Below are 15,755 nucleotides of genomic sequence, written 5' to 3'. Positions count from 1 at the left end.
TGTCCCTGATCGACGAAGCCGTCACGCACGCCCGCCCGCCGACGCCGCCCCGGTGAGCCTCCGGAAACCGCCCGGCAACACGAAACGTCACGGAAACACACCCGTACGCGACCGGAAACGCGCAGCGGTGACTCTCTGACGAACCCCCACCGCGAGGAGACGCCGCCCGTGGAGTCCGTCACCCTGGCCGCCGCCCGAGCCGCATACGCCGTACGCGCCGCCCCCGTCGGGCACCCCGCGCACGCCCTGCGAGCCGCCGCGGCCCCCCGCATCGACACCGGCGACACCGCCTGGCTGCTCGCCGCCACCGCCCTGGTGCTGCTGATGACCCCGGGCCTCGCCCTCTTCTACGGCGGCATGGTGCGCACCAAGAGCGTCCTCAACATGCTGATGATGAGCTTCGTGTCGATCGCCCTGGTCACCGTCGTCTGGCTGGTCTGCGGCTACTCCCTCGCCTTCGGCGGCGACACGGCCGCCGGCCTCATCGGCGGCCTGGACCACGCCGGCCTCACCGGCATCGGCCCCGCCTCCGTGCACGGCACCGTCCCCACCCTGCTGTTCGCCACCTTCCAGCTCACCTTCGCGATCATCACCGCCGCCCTGATCAGCGGCGCGATCGCCGACCGGGCGAAGTTCGGCGCCTGGCTGGTCTTCGTGCCCGTCTGGGCCCTCGTCGTATACGTCCCGGTCACCCACTGGGTGTGGGGGCCCGGCGGCTGGATCGGCCACGGCCTCGGCGCGCTCGACTTCGCCGGCGGTCTGCCGGTGGAGATCACCTCCGGCGCCTCCGGCCTCGCCCTGTGCCTGGTCCTCGGCCCGCGCCTGGGCTTCAAGAAGGACGCCATGCGCCCGCACAACCTGCCCATGGTGATGCTCGGCGCGGGACTGCTCTGGTTCGGCTGGTTCGGCTTCAACGCGGGCTCCGCGATGGGCGCGACGGGCCTGGCCGCGGCGGCCTTCCTCAACACGCTCGCCGCCGGCTGCACCGGCCTGCTCGGCTGGCTGTTCGTGGAACACAAGCGCGACGGCCACCCGACGACGCTGGGCGCCGCCTCCGGCGCGGTCGCCGGCCTGGTCGCCGTCACCCCGTCCTGCGGCGCCGTCTCCCTGCTCGGCGCGCTCGTCGTCGGCCTCGCCGCGGGCGTCGTCTGTTCCTACGCGGTCGGCTGGAAGTTCAGGCTGAACTTCGACGACTCCCTCGACGTCGTCGGCGTCCACCTGGTCGGCGGCGTGATCGGCACCGTCCTCATCGGCCTGTTCGCCGAGCGCGCGATGACCGGCGGCCCCGAAGGCCTCCTCTACGGCGGCGGGCTCGCCCCGCTCGGCCGGCAACTGCTCGCGGTGGCGGCCGTGGGCGCGTACGCCTTCACGGTGACGTACGGGCTCGGCAGGCTGCTGGAGCGGATGACGGGCCTGCGCGCGAGCGAGGAGCAGGAGCACACCGGACTGGACCTTACGGTGCACGCCGAGACGGCCTACGATCACGGGGTCCTGGGGCACGGCGCCCCGGTCGGCGCGTCCCCCGCCCTCTCCTCCGTCCAGAAGGCCAAGGCCCAGGCATGAAGCTCATCACCGCGATCATCAAGCCGTACCGCCTCGACGAGGTGAAGACCGCGCTCCAGGAGATGGGCGCGCACGGCCTGACCGTGACCGAGGCGAGCGGCTACGGGCGGCAGCACGGCCACACGGAGGTGTACCGGGGCGCCGAGTACCGGGTCGACCTCGTGCCCAAGGTGCGGATCGACGTGGTCGTCGAGGACGCCGACGCGGACGCCGTCATCGACGCCGTGGTGCGGGCCGCGCAGACCGGGAAGATCGGCGACGGCAAGGTGTGGGCCGTGCCCGTCGAGACGGTCGTACGCGTCCGGACGGGCGAACGCGGGCCCGACGCCCTCTGAGCGGCGGCTCGGACTCCCTGGACGCGGCGCTCCGCGCGACGAGGCCCCGGCGCCCCGCGAGGCGCCGGGACCTTCCCCGGTGGTGCCGGCCGTTACCGCGCGGACTCCGCCGATCCGGTCAGCCGTACGGTCCCGTCCGGCCCCGCCAGCAGCACCGGCGTCCCGGCCCCGCCCAGGTCCCCCACCGCGGCCAGGTCCTCGGGCGCGAGCCCCTCCGCCTCGCTGACCACCGCCGCCGCCTCCAGCGACGTCGCGCCGGACGCCACCGCCATCGCCACCGCCGTCCGCAGGGCGCTCAGCTTCAGCGAGGCCAGGTGCACCGACCCGGCGGCGTACGTACGGCCCGTCTCGTCGCGCACGGCAGCGCCCTCCGGCACGCCGTTGCGCGCCCGCACCGAGCGGGCCAGGGTGACGATCTTGCGGTCCTCGGGGTCGAGCCCGTTGCTGTCGGTCATGATCCGAGCATACGGAGCCGTACCGGGCGGCGGACGGCGGGAGCCGCCCCGCTCATCCCGCCACCGGGTACATCGACCCGCGACGCCCCTCCGGCGAGGCCAGCCACTCCATCTTCGCCGCCGTGTTCGCCTCGTCCAGCGGGGTGTGCAGGACGACCATCAGATCCGGACGGGCCGGCACCTTCATCGCCGTCGACTCCACGCACAGCAGTCCCACCAGCGGATGTTCCAGCTCCTTGCGGATCTGCCCGTGGTCCTCGATGTCCCGCTCCTCCCACAGGGCGGTGAACTCCTCGCTGGCCTGCGACACCTGGGACAGCACCGCCTGGAAACCCTCGTCGTCGGGGCGGGCCGCGCACGCCGCCCGGAACTGCGCGACGACCGTACGGGCGTTGCTCTCCCAGCTCCTGGAACGCGAGCGGTACAGCGGGTCGGTGAAGAAGTCGATCAGGCAGTTCTGCGTGGTGTCCGCCCGCATGCCCAGCACCATCGCGGCCGCGTCGTTGAACATCACGCAGTTGTAGTAGATGTCCATGATGTGCGCCGGATACGGCATCCAGGTGTCGATCAGCCGCCGCAGCCCGTCACACATGTCCCGCTTCTCCGGCGCCACTTCGGGCGTGGGCGGGTTCAGCCCGGCCAGCAGGTACAGATGGCGCCGCTCGGCGTCGCTCAGCCTGAGCACCCGGCCCACCGAGTCCAGGACCTGCGGGGACACGGATATGTCCCGGCCCTGCTCCAGCCACTGGTACCAGGAGACGCCCACCCCGGCGAGCACCGCGACCTCCTCGCGCCGCAGCCCGGGCGTGCGCCGCCGGGCGCCGCCCGCCGGCAGCCCCGCCTCGGTCGGACTCACCCGTGCCCGTCTGCTCATCAGGAACTCGCGCAGCTCCCGCAACCGATGACTCTTGAACGCGTCCGCCTCACGCACGTACGGCTCCCCCTCGCACTGTCTGGTGGTGGCACCACCACCATAAGTTCCGACTCCCCACGTCTGTTCCGGTCGCAGGAAGCTCTTTGCCATGGCGATCGACACCACCACCTCACCCACCACCACCCCTCCCCTGCGGGAACCGGAACCGCTCGGCGCCCCACGGCTGTCGACGCGCGACAGACTGGTCCTGTTCGTCCTGTGCGCGGCCCAGTTCATGGTCGCCCTGGACTTCTCCGTCCTGAACGTGGCGCTGCCGGAACTGGGCACGGACCTCGGCATCGGACGGTCCGCGCTCCAGTGGGCGGTCACCGCGTTCGCGCTCCCCTCCGGCGGCTTCCTGCTGCTGTTCGGCCGCATGGGCGACCTGTACGGCCGCCGCAAGCTGTTCCTGACCGGCCTGGCCCTGTTCGGCGCCGCCTCGCTGCTGGCCACCCTCGCCTGGGACCCGGCGTCGTTCCTGACCGGCCGGGCACTGCAGGGCCTGGGCGCGGCGGCGATCGTCCCCACCGGCATGTCCCTGCTGACCACCACCTTCCCCGAGGGCCCCGCCCGCGACCGCGCCCTCGGCATCTCGGGCACGCTGCTGTCGCTGGGCTTCACCGTCGGCATGGTCGCCGGCGGCGTCCTCACCGACACCTTCGGCTGGCGCTCCACGATGGCGCTGCTCACCGTGTTCGCGCTGATCGTGCTGCCGCTGGCGCCCGGCCTGCTGCCCGAGTCCCGCACCCCCGAGCGGCCCCGCCTCGACGTGCCCGGCGCGGTCACCGTCACCGGCGGCCTGCTGTCGCTGATCTACGCCCTGTCGACCGCCGCCGACCACGGCTTCGGCCGCGCCGACGTCCTGGTCACCCTGGTCGCCGGGCTCGCCCTGCTCGCCGCCTTCGCGGTGATCGAGTCCCGCAGCAAGGCGCCCCTGGTCTCGCTGCCGATGCTGCGCCGCCGCACGGTCGCCTGGGGCAACCTGGGCGGGCTGGTCACCTTCTCGATGATGTCGGTGGTCGTCTTCGCCCTGACCCTGTACCTCCAGGAGATCCTGCACCTGTCGGCCCTGCGGACCGGCCTGGTCTTCGGCGTCCAGGGCGTGCTGTCCGCGGTCGCCGGCTCGTACGCGGCGAAGGTCATCGGCCGCTTCGGCGCCCGCCGCACGCTGGTGGGCTCGCTGGCCGGACAGGGCCTGCTGATCGCCGCGCTGCTCGGCCTGGACACGCAGGGCTGGTCGGTGTGGCTGGCCACCGCGGCCGTCTCGCTGGCCAGCATGTGCCACCTGGGAGCGATCGTCTCCTACGGCCTGACCGTCACCTCGGGCGTCCCCGACGAGGAGCAGGGCCTGGCCACCGGCCTGGTCACCTCCACCCAGCAGGTCGGCATCACCGTCGGCATCCCGCTGCTGGGCGTGCTGGCCACCACCTCGGACGACCTGATGTCGGGCGTGCACACGGTCCTCGGCCTGGACGCGGTGATCGTCCTCGCGGCGGCCGTCCTGGTCGGCCTGGGCCTGCGGGTCCGCCGGCCGGCGTGAGCACGGGACGCGGGCCTTCCTCGGGTCCGGGAGGCGCGGGGGGCCTCCCGGACCCGGGGGACCTCCACGCGGCGACGGAGGCGGTCGCCGCCTCGGGTCTACGGCCGGTCCAGCCGCAGCCGGTCGGCGCGCGGCAGACCGGCCACCACCAGGTCGTAAGAGTCCTCCACGAGCTCCCGGACCAGCCGGTCCGGGAGCTCGCCGTCGGCCGTGACGGTGTTCCAGTGCCGCTTGTTCATGTGCCAGCCGGGCACGACGAGGCCCGGGTGCTCACCGCGCAGGCGCACGGCGTCCTCGGGGTCGCACTTGAGGTTGACGGTCAGGGGCCGTGCGTCCAGTGCCGTGAGGGCGAAGAGCTTGCCCTGGACCTTGAAGACGGAGGTCTCCGGGCCGAAGGGGAAGTCCTCGACGGCGGCGTTGAAGGACAGGCACAGGGCGCGCAGCTCCTGGGGGGTCACTCCGGCTTCTTCTCCTCGTCGGCGGTCTCGGCCGCATCGGCCGGGACGGGCTCCACCAGCACGGTCACGATCTTGTTCCGGCGGCCCGCCGGGGCCTCGGCGGTCAGCCGCAGCGCCCGGCCGTCGGGCAGCTCCACCACGGACGACGCCCCGGCGATGGGCACCCGGCCGAGCGCCTTGGCGAGCAGACCGCCGACCGTCTCCACGTCCTCGTCGTCGTACTCCTCCAGGCCGTACAGCTCGCCCAGGTCGGTGATGTCGAGCCGCGCGGTGACGCGGTGGCGGCCCTCGCCGAGGTCCTCCACCGGCGGCAGCTCACGGTCGTACTCGTCGGTGATCTCGCCGACGATCTCCTCGAGGATGTCCTCGATGGTGACGATGCCGGCCGTGCCGCCGTACTCGTCGATGACGACCGCGACGTGGTTGCGCTCCTTCTGCATCTCGCGCAGCAGGTCGCCGGCGTTCTTGGTGTCCGGCACGAACACGGCCGGGCGCATCGCCGTGGACACCAAGTCGCTCTCCGCGTCCCGGCTGATGTGGGTGCGGCGGGCCAGGTCCTTCAGGTACACGATGCCGACGATGTCGTCCTCGCTCTCCCCGGTGACCGGGATGCGCGAGAAACCGGAGCGCAGCGCGAGCGTGAGGGCCTGCCGGATGGTCTTGTACCGCTCGATGACGACGAGGTCGGTGCGCGGCACCATGACCTCCCGCACCAGGGTGTCGCCCAGCTCGAAGACCGAGTGCACCATCCGGCGCTCCTCGTCCTCGATCAGCGACTCCTGCTCGGCGAGGTCCACCAGCGCCCGCAGCTCCGCCTCCGAGGCGAACGGGCCGCGCCGGAAGCCCTTGCCCGGGGTGAGCGCGTTGCCGATGAGGATCAGCAGCGACGGGATCGGGCCCATGATCCGCGCGAGCGGCACCAGCACGTACGCCGCCACGGTCGCCGTGTTCAGCGGGTGCTGGCGGCCGATGGTGCGCGGGGAGACCCCGACGGCGACATAGGAGACGAGGACCATGACCGCGATCGCGACCACCAGCGCCTCGGCCGTGCCGTCGAACGCCTCCAGGCACGCGTACGTGACCAGCGAGGCCGCCGCCATCTCGCAGGCGACCCTCACCAGCAGCGCCACGTTCAGATAACGGGTCGGGTCGGCGGCGACCTGGGCCAGCTTGGCGGCGCCCCGGCGGCCCGCCTTCGCGGCCTCCTCGGCGCGGAAGCTGGACATGCGGGCGAGGCCCGCCTCCGCACAGGCGGCGAGCCACGCGACGACGACCAGGGCGACCGCCCCGACGACGATCTGGTAACTCATCGGGGGCTTACGAGACGGTGGGCGCCGGGGACGGGCCGGTCAGGCCCTTCTCGGCGCGCCAGTCGTCCACGATCGCGGTCTGGAGGCCGAACATCTCGGCCTTCTCGTCCGGCTCCTCGTGGTCGTAGCCGAGCAGGTGCAGCACCCCGTGGACGGTGAGCAGTTGGAGCTCCTCGTCCATGGAGTGCCGCGTCGGGGCCTCGGCGCCCTGCTTCGTGGCGACCTCCGGGCACAGCACGATGTCACCGAGGAGGCCCTGCGGGGGCTCCTCGTCGTCCTTGCCCGGCGGCCGCAGCTCGTCCATCGGGAAGGACATGACGTCCGTGGGACCCGGCAGGTCCATCCACTGGATGTGCAGCTGCTCCATGGCGTCGGCGTCCACGACGATCACCGAGAGCTCGGAGAGCGGGTGGATGCGCATCCGCGCGAGCGCGTAGCGGGCGATGTCGAGGATCGCCTGCTCGTCGACCTCGGTTCCGGACTCGTTGTTGACGTCGATCGACATGGTCGTGCTGGTCTACTTCCCCTTGTGCCCGTGCCCGGCGGCCCTGGGACGACCCGGCTTGGGCCCGCCGCCGTTCTCGGTGCCGTGCGTGTTGTCGTACTTCTCGTACGCGTCGACGATACGGCCCACGAGCTTGTGGCGTACGACGTCCTGCGACGACAGGCGGGAGAAGTGCACGTCCTCGACGCCGTCCAGGATCTCCTGGACCTGGCGCAGACCGGACTTGGTGCCGCCGGGCAGGTCCACCTGGGTGACGTCGCCCGTGATCACGATCTTCGAGTCGAAGCCGAGCCGGGTGAGGAACATCTTCATCTGCTCGGGCGAGGTGTTCTGGGCCTCGTCCAGGATGATGAAGGCGTCGTTCAGGGTACGGCCACGCATGTATGCCAGCGGTGCCACCTCGATCGTCCCGGCCGCCATCAGGCGCGGGATCGAGTCCGGGTCGATCATGTCGTGCAGCGCGTCGTACAGCGGGCGCAGATAGGGGTCGATCTTCTCGTAGAGCGTGCCCGGCAGGAAGCCGAGGCGCTCGCCGGCCTCGACCGCCGGACGGGTCAGGATGATGCGGTTGACCTGCTTGGACTGCAGGGCCTGCACCGCCTTGGCCATGGCCAGGTAGGTCTTGCCGGTACCGGCGGGGCCGATGCCGAAGACGATCGTGTGCTTGTCGATCGCGTCGACGTACCGCTTCTGGTTGAGCGTCTTGGGGCGGATGGTGCGTCCGCGCGAGGACAGGATGTTCTGCGTCAGGACCTCGGCCGGGGTCTCCTGACCGTCGCTCTCCCCGTTCTCGCTCGCCTTGAGCATGGCGATCGAGCGTTCCACTGCGTCCTCCGTCATCGGCTGCCCGGTGCGGAGCACCAGCATCATCTCGTCGAACACGCGCTGGATCAGGGCGACGTCCGCCGTGTCGCCGACCGCGCTGATCTGATTGCCCCGGACATGGATGTCGGCTGCCGGGAAGGCCTTCTCGATCACGCGCAGGAGGGAGTCGCCGGAGCCCAGGACGGTCACCATCGGGTGCTGGGCGGGGACGGTGAACTCTGCTCTCGCCTGCCCCTGCGCGGGGGTGTTGGCTGCGGATGTCTGAGTCATGGGCCGGCGCTCGACGCCTGCGATTCCTCCTCGTCACGGCCGCACAGCTGAGGGCGGCCTCGCGCTTCCCAGGGTACGACGGGCGGGTGACAACGCTGTAGGGCTTTTCGGCGGCCCCGCGCGGCGGCCGCCCCGGCGCGGGCCCGCCTCATCCCCGCCGCTGCTCCCGCAGCGCCCCTCGCAGCCACGCGTAGGAAGCCTTCGGCGTCCGCTCCAGGGTCGTGCGGTCGACGTGGACCAGGCCGAAGCGGCGGGCGTACCCCTCCGCCCACTCCCAGTTGTCCAGCAGCGACCACACGAAGTACCCGCGCACGTCGACGCCCGCCTCCAGCGCCCGGTGCAGGGCGCGCAGGTGGCCGTCGAGGTAGGCGATGCGGTCCTGGTCGTCCAGGCCCTCGTAGGAGCAGCCGTTCTCGGTGACGACGACCGGCGGGAGGCGGTCGCCGTAGCGGTCGCGGAAGCCGGTCAGCAGCTCCGTCAGCCCCTCCGGCACGACCGGCCAGCCGAAGTCCGTGACCGGGTACCCCTCGATCCCGCGCAGCGAGAAGGGCATTCCGGCGGGGATCCGCACCCCGCCGTGGTCCGACTCGTCGCCCTGCGGGGCGCCCACGCGGGCGGGGGCGTAGTAGTTGATCCCGTACCAGTCCAGCGGCTCCGCGATGATCTCCAGGTCCGCCTCGACGTCGCCCGGCATCAGCTCGCCGAGCCCGGCCGGATAGTGCCCGAGCAGCAGCGGGTCGGCGAACAGACGGTTCAGCAGCGTGTCGTAGAAGTCCGCCGCCGCCACGTCGTCGGCCTCCCGCGAGGCCGGCCAGGTCGGGCCGTGGGAGTTGGCGATGCCGATGTCCCGGGCCCCGGCCGCGCGCAGCGCCCGCACCGCGAGGCCGTGGGCGAGGAGCTGGTGGTGGGCGACCGGCAGCGCGTCGAAGAGGAGCCGCTCGCCGGGGGCGTGCACGCCCAGGGCGTGTCCGAGCAGCGTGTGCTCGGCCGGCTCGTTCAGGGTGATCCACTTGGTGACGCGGTCGCCCAGCCGCCCGGCGACCTGCGACACGTACCGCGCGAACCGCGCCGCCGTGTCCCGCTCCCGCCAGTCCAGCCGGGCCGGCAGGTCCCAGTGGAAGAGGGTGGGGACGGGACGCACCCCGGCCGCGCACAGGTCGTCCACGAGACGGTCGTAGAAGTCGAGCCCGCCCGGGGAGGCGACCCTCGGCCAGGAGACGGAGAAGCGGTAGGCGTCCACGCCGAGCCCGGCCAGCAGGGCCACGTCCTCCCGGTGGCGGCGGACGTGGTCGCACGCCACCGCCGCCGTGGAACCGTCCTTGATCCGCCCCGGCCCGGCGGAGAAGACGTCCCACACGGACGGCTCGCGCTCGTCGGCCGCGCCCTCGATCTGGTGCGCCGAGGTGGACACCCCCCACAGGAACCCGTCCGGGAACCGGGGGAGAGGGGCGGACGAGGCGGCTGCGTCAGTGGCCATGCGCGGATCATCCGCATCCCCGGCGAGGGAAGTCAACGCCCGTGCACCGCAGGGGGTGAGTGGTCATGCTCCTTCCTTGAGCACCCGGGAGATCAGTTCCCGTTGGTCGTCGGTGAGGTGGGGGTCGGAGGCGCGGATCGTCCGGTCGTCCACGGTGATCTCGTAGCTGAAGCCGTCCGGGACCACGGGCCGCGGCGCCTGCTGCCCCGCGGCCAGCACCTTGTCGGCCAGGGACTGCCACTCGTGGGCGTCGGACCGTCCCGTGGTGTCCACCTCGGCGCGTCGCTCGATGCCCGCGAACCCGCCCGTACGCCGTACCTGAATACGCATGGCCCCGTGTCTAGTACGGATTCACAGCGTCCGCACCCCTACCTGCTCCCAGGCCTTCTTCACGGCCTGGAGTTCGTCGCCCGCGCCGAACCGCTCCCGCGCGGCCTTGACGGTGAGCGTCGCGAAGTCGGCGAAGAGGGCGTCCGACTTGAGCTTGCCGCCGGTCAGCACGTCGTACCAGACCTGGCCCGCCTTCTCCCAGGCGTGGCCGCCGAGCGCGGTGGCGGCCAGGTAGAAGGCGTGGTTGGGGATGCCGGAGTTGATGTGCACGCCGCCGTTGTCGCCGCCGGTGTGGACGTAGTGGTCCATGGTGGCCGGCTGCGGGTCCTTGCCGAGCACGTCGTCGTCGTAGGCGGTGCCGGGCGCCTTCATGGAGCGCAGCGCCTTTCCGGTGACGCGCGGGGCGAGCAGGCCGGCGCCGATGAGCCAGTCGGCCTCGGCGGCGGTCTGGCCGAGCGTGTACTGCTTGATCAGCGAGCCGAAGACGTCGGAGACCGACTCGTTGAGCGCGCCGGACTGGCCCTGGTACTCCAGGTTGGCGGTGTGCTGGGTGACGCCGTGCGTCAACTCGTGGCCGATGACGTCCACCGGGATGGTGAAGTCGAGGAAGATCTCGCCGTCGCCGTCGCCGAACACCATCTGCTCGCCGTTCCAGAAGGCGTTGTTGTACTTCTCGTCGTAGTGCACGGACGCGTCCAGCGGCAGGCCGCGACCGTCGATGGAGTCGCGCTCGTAGGCCTTCAGGTACAGCTCGAACGTGGCGCCGAGGCCGGAGTAGGCGCGGTTGACGCTGGCGTCCTTGCCGGGCTGCCGGCCCTCCGAGCGCACCTCGCGGCCGGGCAGGTCGGTGCCGTGCCCGGCGTCGTAGACGGTGCGGTGCGGCTGCCCGGCCTGTTTGCCGGCGGGCGGGGTGACGGCGGCGGCGCCGACGACGGTGGTCAGGTGGCGGCGGGTGCGCTCCATGGCGTCGCGCTGGAGGGTGCGGCGCGCGGGTCCGTGGAGCGCGGGGTCCTCGTGCCGGGCGAGGCGGTCGAGGACGTGCGGCGGGACGATGGTGCAGAAGACGGGCTCGTGGCCCCCGTGAGTCGTCATGCTTCGACCATTGCACTGTGTGACGTCAATGTCACTACCTGCAACCTTGATTGGTGAAATACCGGGTCAATGCGGTTGTGGCGTGGGCGCGCAGGGTAAAGGGTGGTTGCGTGGAGTGACATCAGCGGACGGCGGGGTGACCTCGCACACGTTTTGTCCGATTCGTCCCCTCGGTTTCGCATACTGGACGAGGCCCGCGCATCCCGAGCGGCTCGGCTAAGGTGCGAAGCATCATGCGTTTCGGGCTGCTTCTCCTTAGCTGCCGCGGCGAGGGCCTGTAGTCGAGGCCGACCCCCTCCCCGCGGAGTCTGGCGTTGCGCCGTCGGCCGCCGTTCCGGCCCGCACCCGCGGACTTCCCGAGGAGCCCACGCAACCATGGTCAACCGCCAGCAGCCCAGCCCCATGCCGGTCCACAAGTACGGCCGCTACGAGCAGGTCGACATCCCCGACCGCACCTGGCCCGAGAAGCGGATCACCGCCGCCCCCCGCTGGCTCTCCACCGATCTGCGCGACGGCAACCAGGCCCTGATCGACCCGATGTCGCCCGCCCGCAAGCGCGCGATGTTCGACCTGCTGGTCAAGATGGGCTACAAGGAGATCGAGGTCGGCTTCCCGGCCTCCGGCCAGACCGACTACGACTTCGTGCGCTCCATCATCGAGGAGGAGGGCGCGATCCCGGACGACGTCACGATCTCCGTGCTGACCCAGGCCCGCGAGGACCTGATCGAGCGGACCGTGGAGTCGCTGAAGGGCGCCAGGCGGGCCACCGTCCACCTGTACAACGCCACCGCGCCGGTCTTCCGCCGGGTCGTCTTCCGCGGCTCCAAGGAGGACATCAAGCAGATCGCCGTCGACGGCACCCGCCTGGTGGTGGAGTACGCCGAGAAGCTGCTGGGCCCCGAGACGGAATTCGGCTACCAGTACAGCCCCGAGATCTTCACCGACACCGAGCTGGACTTCGCGCTGGAGGTCTGCGAGGCGGTCATGGACGTCTACCAGCCGGGCCCGGGCCGCGAGATCATCCTCAACCTGCCCGCCACGGTGGAGCGTTCGGCGCCCTCCACGCACGCGGACCGCTTCGAGTGGATGCACCGCAACCTGTCGCGTCGCGAGCACGTCTGCCTGTCCGTGCACCCGCACAACGACCGCGGCACGGCCGTGGCGGCCGCCGAGCTGGCGGTCATGGCCGGCGCCGACCGCGTCGAGGGCTGCCTGTTCGGGCAGGGCGAGCGCACCGGCAACGTCGACCTGGTCACCCTGGGCATGAACCTGTTCTCGCAGGGCGTCGACCCGCAGATCGACTTCTCCGACATCGACGAGATCCGTCGTACCTGGGAGTACTGCAACCAGATGGAGGTCCACCCGCGCCACCCGTACGTGGGCGACCTGGTCTACACGTCCTTCTCCGGCTCCCACCAGGACGCCATCAAGAAGGGCTTCGACGCCATGGAGGCCGACGCGAGGGCCAAGGGCGTCACGGTCGACGACATCGAGTGGGCGGTGCCGTACCTGCCCATCGACCCCAAGGACGTCGGCCGCTCCTACGAGGCCGTCATCCGCGTCAACTCGCAGTCCGGCAAGGGCGGCATCGCCTACGTCCTGAAGAACGACCACAAGCTGGACCTGCCGCGCCGGATGCAGATCGAGTTCTCGAAGATCATCCAGGCCAAGACGGACGCCGAGGGCGGCGAGGTCACGCCCAAGGAGATCTGGTCGGTCTTCCAGGACGAGTACCTGCCCAACCCGGACAACCCGTGGGGCCGCATCCAGGTCAAGACGGGCCAGTCGACCACCGACACCGACGGCGTGGACAGCCTCACCGTCGAGGCCCAGGTCGACGGCGAGGACACCGTCCTGACCGGCTCCGGCAACGGACCGATCTCCGCGTTCTTCGACGCCCTGCAGTCCATCGGCGTGGACGTACGCCTGCTGGACTACCAGGAGCACACGATGAGCGAGGGCGCCTCCGCGCAGGCCGCGTCCTACATCGAATGCGCGATCGAGGACAAGGTCCTGTGGGGCATCGGCATCGATGCGAACACGACACGTGCGTCGCTGAAGGCGGTCGTGTCGGCCGTCAACCGCGCGGCGCGCTGACCACGCTGACCGGCGTTTTCCGGGCCCCGGCCGTCTCCATGGGCGGCCGGGGCCCGTTTTTCCGGCGTCGGTTACCGGCCAGGTCACGGAAAGGTCTCGTCCGGGGTACTGACTCAGCCTCACCTATGTGGCTAACATCACGCCAGCGCGGCGATGTTGCCGCGTGGTTACGGAGGTGCGACGTGCTGCCAGTACGGGGACGAAACGGCCGTGCCACCGGGTATGCCCGCATTCTGGGCACCCGTACCTCGTGGACGCCCGTCGGCGACGGCGAGTTCTTCTGCCCCGGCTGCGGCGGCGACCGCAACTACCAGCGCCTCAGCGGACGGCGGCGCTTCGCCGTCCTCGGGGTGCCGGTGCTGCCGCGCGGCGGGGCCGGACCGGTCGTCGAGTGCGCCGCCTGCCGGGGGCACTTCGGCACCGACGTGCTGGACCACCCGACCACCACCCGCTTCTCGGCGATGCTGCGCGACGCCGTGCACACCGTCGCCCTCGCCGTGCTCTGCGCGGGCGGCGCCGGTTCCCGTACGGCGCTGGAGACCGCGGCGGCCAACGTGCGCGCCGCCGGCTTCGCCGACTGCTCCGAGGAGCAGCTGGCCGCCCTGGTGGAGGCGCTGGCCGCGGACACCGGACGGGTGTACGAGGACCAGCCCTGCGCCACGGGCCTGGCCATAGAGCTGCACGAGGCCCTGGACCCGCTGGCCCCGCACCTGGCCGCCGCCGGCCGCGAGTCGATCCTGCTCCAGGCGGCCCGCGTCGCCCTGGCCGACGGCCCCTACACCCCCGCCGAACGCGACGCGCTCGCCACCGTCGGGGCGGCCCTGACCATCTGCGGGGACGACGTGACCCGGCTGCTGGCGGCGGCGCGGACGCCCTCCTGAGCCCTCGCCGGCCGCCTGCGGGGAACCGGCGGGAGAACCGGTGCCGGACGGCCCTCTCAGCGGCCCCCGGCCAGCTCCAGGCGCATCACCCGGCGGTCCATGCCGGGGCCGAAGTAGTCCCGGCGCAGACCCTCGTCGGGCTCCTCGGGCCGGAAGCCCAGCGAGCGGTAGAGCAGGATCGCGGCGCGGTTGGCGGGCTCCACGGTGAGCCTGACCTGCTCGATCCCGCTGCGCCGCAGCCGGTCGAGGACCTCGACCATCAGCTCCCGGCCCAGCCCGTTGCGGCGCCGGTCGTGGGTCACGCACAGGCCGAGGATCCAGCTGTCGCGGTCGAGCGCCGTGGTGCCGGCCAGCACGTATCCGCGCAGACGGCCCGTGCCGTCGTCGAGGACCAGGAAGTGCTCCGCGTACATGTCGAAGAGCTGGCGCAGCAGGAACCCGGGATAGGCGACCTCCTGGAAGACCTCCTCGTCCAGTCGCTGCAGTTCGGGCAGGTCGGACTGCCGTGCCGTGCGCAGGACGGGCGGCCGGGGGTCCGGGAACGGCGCCTGCGCCGTGAGCTGCTCGTGGCGGTCCAGAGATCGTTCCAGTGGCTCGGCTGTCATGCCACCCCCCAGTCGGACGTGCGGGCGTCAACTAGACGGGCCGCGGCGTCACCCGCGGACAAGGCCGGGTTCCTGTGGCGTCCGATGGCCCGTTCTGACTAGAGTGGGCCGCCCAACTCCGCGTGTGCAAGGGCGAGTTAGTGTGTGCGCCCAGGTGTGCTGACGTGCGCCTGAGTGCCCCCTGCACATGGGGACTGGCGAATTCCCGGCTGTCTGTGGTCCCTGTGTGGGCCTACCGTGCGGGGAACGACGTTGCCGCTTCATCTGCCGACGTCCACAGGGCTCGCGGAACACGGCACACGGACTTGCTCGGAAGACGAACGGAACGCGGCAGGGTGACTATGGATCGCAACGCTGACGCACCTTGGTCGAAGTTCGATCCAGAGGTGTACGTCGACAACAATTACCGCACGCCGCTGGAGGCCGACCTCCAGATCGTGCGGTCGCTGCGCGATTTCTTCGGCCGCTGCCTGGAGGGCGTCGCGCCGCGTTCGCTGCGCGGCGTGGACGTGGGGGCCGGCGCGAACCTCTATCCCGCGCTGTCCATGCTTCCCTGGTGCGCGAAGGTCCTCCTGCTGGAGTACGCCCGGCCGAACGTCGAGTACCTGGAGCGGCAGGCCTCGCCGAAGGGCTTCGACGCGGCGTGGGACGCGTTCTGGGACGTGCTCAAGGAGGGCCCGGCCTACCGGGACGTCGAGCCCAGGAGCCGGGTGGGCGAGATCGTCCGCGTGGAGCGGGCCAACCTCTTCGACCTCGACGGGCAGCGGCGCTGGGACATCGGGACGATGTTCTTCGTCGCCGATTCCATGTCCGAGTGCCCCGAGGAGTTCCAGCGGGGCGTCGCCTGCTTCATGAACGCCCTCGACGAGGGGGCGCCGTTCGCCGTCGCGTTCATGAAGGAATCGATCGGATACGACGTGGGCGAACACCGTTACCCGGCCTACCGGGTGAACAAGGACCGGGCCGCCGAGAGCCTGGGACCGTACAGCGCGGAGCTGGAGATCCACGATCTGGACCACGTGGTGCGGCCGGGACACGAGGGAATGCTCCTCGCCCTGGGACGGCGCAATTCGGAGGTTGCCGTCCCCTAGGAGCGGGG

General features: G+C 71.5%; 16 protein-coding genes. 6 read left to right on the top strand and 10 right to left on the bottom strand.

Going from position 1 to position 15,755, the window contains the following annotated elements; translation table 11 throughout:
• The first annotated feature begins 246 nt into the window (after positions 1-246).
• On the top strand, positions 247-1,563 hold the full coding sequence (locus tag ACH5A8_RS03325; protein WP_398998256.1) for an ammonium transporter: 1,317 nt from the start codon (positions 247-249) through the stop codon (positions 1,561-1,563).
• Positions 1,560-1,898, top strand: a complete 339-nt coding sequence (locus ACH5A8_RS03320; RefSeq protein ID WP_398997388.1) for a P-II family nitrogen regulator — start codon at positions 1,560-1,562, stop codon at positions 1,896-1,898. The genes ACH5A8_RS03325 and ACH5A8_RS03320 overlap by 4 nt, the downstream gene beginning before the upstream one ends.
• A 92-nt stretch (positions 1,899-1,990) precedes the next feature.
• On the opposite strand, the gene ACH5A8_RS03315 is transcribed toward ACH5A8_RS03320, so the two are convergent.
• A complete protein-coding gene (locus ACH5A8_RS03315) occupies positions 1,991-2,353 on the bottom strand; it encodes a cytidine deaminase (RefSeq protein WP_398997386.1) in 363 nt (120 codons plus the stop codon).
• Between the two features lie 52 nt (positions 2,354-2,405).
• Entirely contained in the window at positions 2,406-3,227 is an 822-nt protein-coding gene (locus ACH5A8_RS03310; protein WP_398998254.1) for a helix-turn-helix transcriptional regulator, read from the bottom strand.
• A gap of 148 nt (positions 3,228-3,375) precedes the next feature.
• On the opposite strand from ACH5A8_RS03310, the gene ACH5A8_RS03305 reads away from it, so the two are divergent.
• Positions 3,376-4,806 (top strand): MFS transporter, encoded by a 1,431-nt coding sequence (locus ACH5A8_RS03305; RefSeq protein ID WP_398997384.1) that lies wholly within the window; start codon positions 3,376-3,378, stop codon positions 4,804-4,806.
• A 98-nt stretch (positions 4,807-4,904) separates the two neighbouring features.
• On the opposite strand, the gene ACH5A8_RS03300 is transcribed toward ACH5A8_RS03305, so the two are convergent.
• From ACH5A8_RS03300 to ACH5A8_RS03270, 7 genes are all read right to left on the bottom strand, one after another.
• A complete protein-coding gene (locus ACH5A8_RS03300) occupies positions 4,905-5,264 on the bottom strand; it encodes an MmcQ/YjbR family DNA-binding protein (RefSeq protein WP_398997382.1) in 360 nt (119 codons plus the stop codon).
• Positions 5,261-6,574 carry a hemolysin family protein gene (locus ACH5A8_RS03295; protein ID WP_398997380.1) on the bottom strand — a complete coding sequence of 438 codons (1,314 nt, stop codon included), beginning with the start codon at positions 6,572-6,574 and terminating at the stop codon, positions 5,261-5,263. The genes ACH5A8_RS03300 and ACH5A8_RS03295 overlap by 4 nt, the downstream gene beginning before the upstream one ends.
• A gap of 7 nt (positions 6,575-6,581) precedes the next feature.
• The gene (ybeY, locus tag ACH5A8_RS03290) at positions 6,582-7,079 is read right to left on the bottom strand and encodes an rRNA maturation RNase YbeY (RefSeq protein ID WP_398997378.1); all 498 of its coding nucleotides are present in this window, start codon (positions 7,077-7,079) and stop codon (positions 6,582-6,584) included.
• A 12-nt stretch (positions 7,080-7,091) separates the two neighbouring features.
• Positions 7,092-8,174, bottom strand: a complete 1,083-nt coding sequence (locus ACH5A8_RS03285; protein WP_398997377.1) for a PhoH family protein — start codon at positions 8,172-8,174, stop codon at positions 7,092-7,094.
• Between the two features lie 148 nt (positions 8,175-8,322).
• On the bottom strand, positions 8,323-9,651 hold the full coding sequence (locus tag ACH5A8_RS03280) for a GH1 family beta-glucosidase (protein WP_398997375.1): 1,329 nt from the start codon (positions 9,649-9,651) through the stop codon (positions 8,323-8,325).
• Positions 9,652-9,714: 63 nt separating this feature from the next.
• A complete protein-coding gene (locus ACH5A8_RS03275) occupies positions 9,715-9,981 on the bottom strand; it encodes a protealysin inhibitor emfourin (protein WP_398997373.1) in 267 nt (88 codons plus the stop codon).
• Positions 9,982-10,002: 21 nt separating this feature from the next.
• On the bottom strand, positions 10,003-11,073 hold the full coding sequence (locus ACH5A8_RS03270) for a M4 family metallopeptidase (protein WP_398997371.1): 1,071 nt from the start codon (positions 11,071-11,073) through the stop codon (positions 10,003-10,005).
• A 375-nt stretch (positions 11,074-11,448) separates the two neighbouring features.
• On the opposite strand from ACH5A8_RS03270, the gene leuA reads away from it, so the two are divergent.
• On the top strand, positions 11,449-13,170 hold the full coding sequence (gene leuA, locus ACH5A8_RS03265) for a 2-isopropylmalate synthase (RefSeq protein ID WP_398997369.1): 1,722 nt from the start codon (positions 11,449-11,451) through the stop codon (positions 13,168-13,170).
• 182 nt (positions 13,171-13,352) lie between these two features.
• Positions 13,353-14,051: a TerB family tellurite resistance protein gene (locus ACH5A8_RS03260; protein WP_398997367.1), complete on the top strand. Its 699-nt coding sequence runs from the start codon at positions 13,353-13,355 to the stop codon at positions 14,049-14,051.
• Between the two features lie 56 nt (positions 14,052-14,107).
• On the opposite strand, the gene ACH5A8_RS03255 is transcribed toward ACH5A8_RS03260, so the two are convergent.
• Positions 14,108-14,656: a GNAT family N-acetyltransferase gene (locus ACH5A8_RS03255; protein ID WP_398997365.1), complete on the bottom strand. Its 549-nt coding sequence runs from the start codon at positions 14,654-14,656 to the stop codon at positions 14,108-14,110.
• A gap of 341 nt (positions 14,657-14,997) precedes the next feature.
• Here ACH5A8_RS03255 and ACH5A8_RS03250 point away from each other — a divergent pair, with 341 nt between their 5' ends.
• The gene (locus ACH5A8_RS03250; protein ID WP_398997363.1) at positions 14,998-15,747 is read left to right on the top strand and encodes an SCO2525 family SAM-dependent methyltransferase; all 750 of its coding nucleotides are present in this window, start codon (positions 14,998-15,000) and stop codon (positions 15,745-15,747) included.
• Positions 15,748-15,755 lie beyond the last annotated feature (8 nt).

The sequence above is a fragment of the Streptomyces sp. NPDC018610 genome (assembly GCF_044391765.1).
GTDB lineage: Bacteria > Actinomycetota > Actinomycetes > Streptomycetales > Streptomycetaceae > Streptomyces.
Note: the sequence above shows the minus strand (reverse complement) of the source record. Positions and strands in the feature narration are given on the sequence as shown.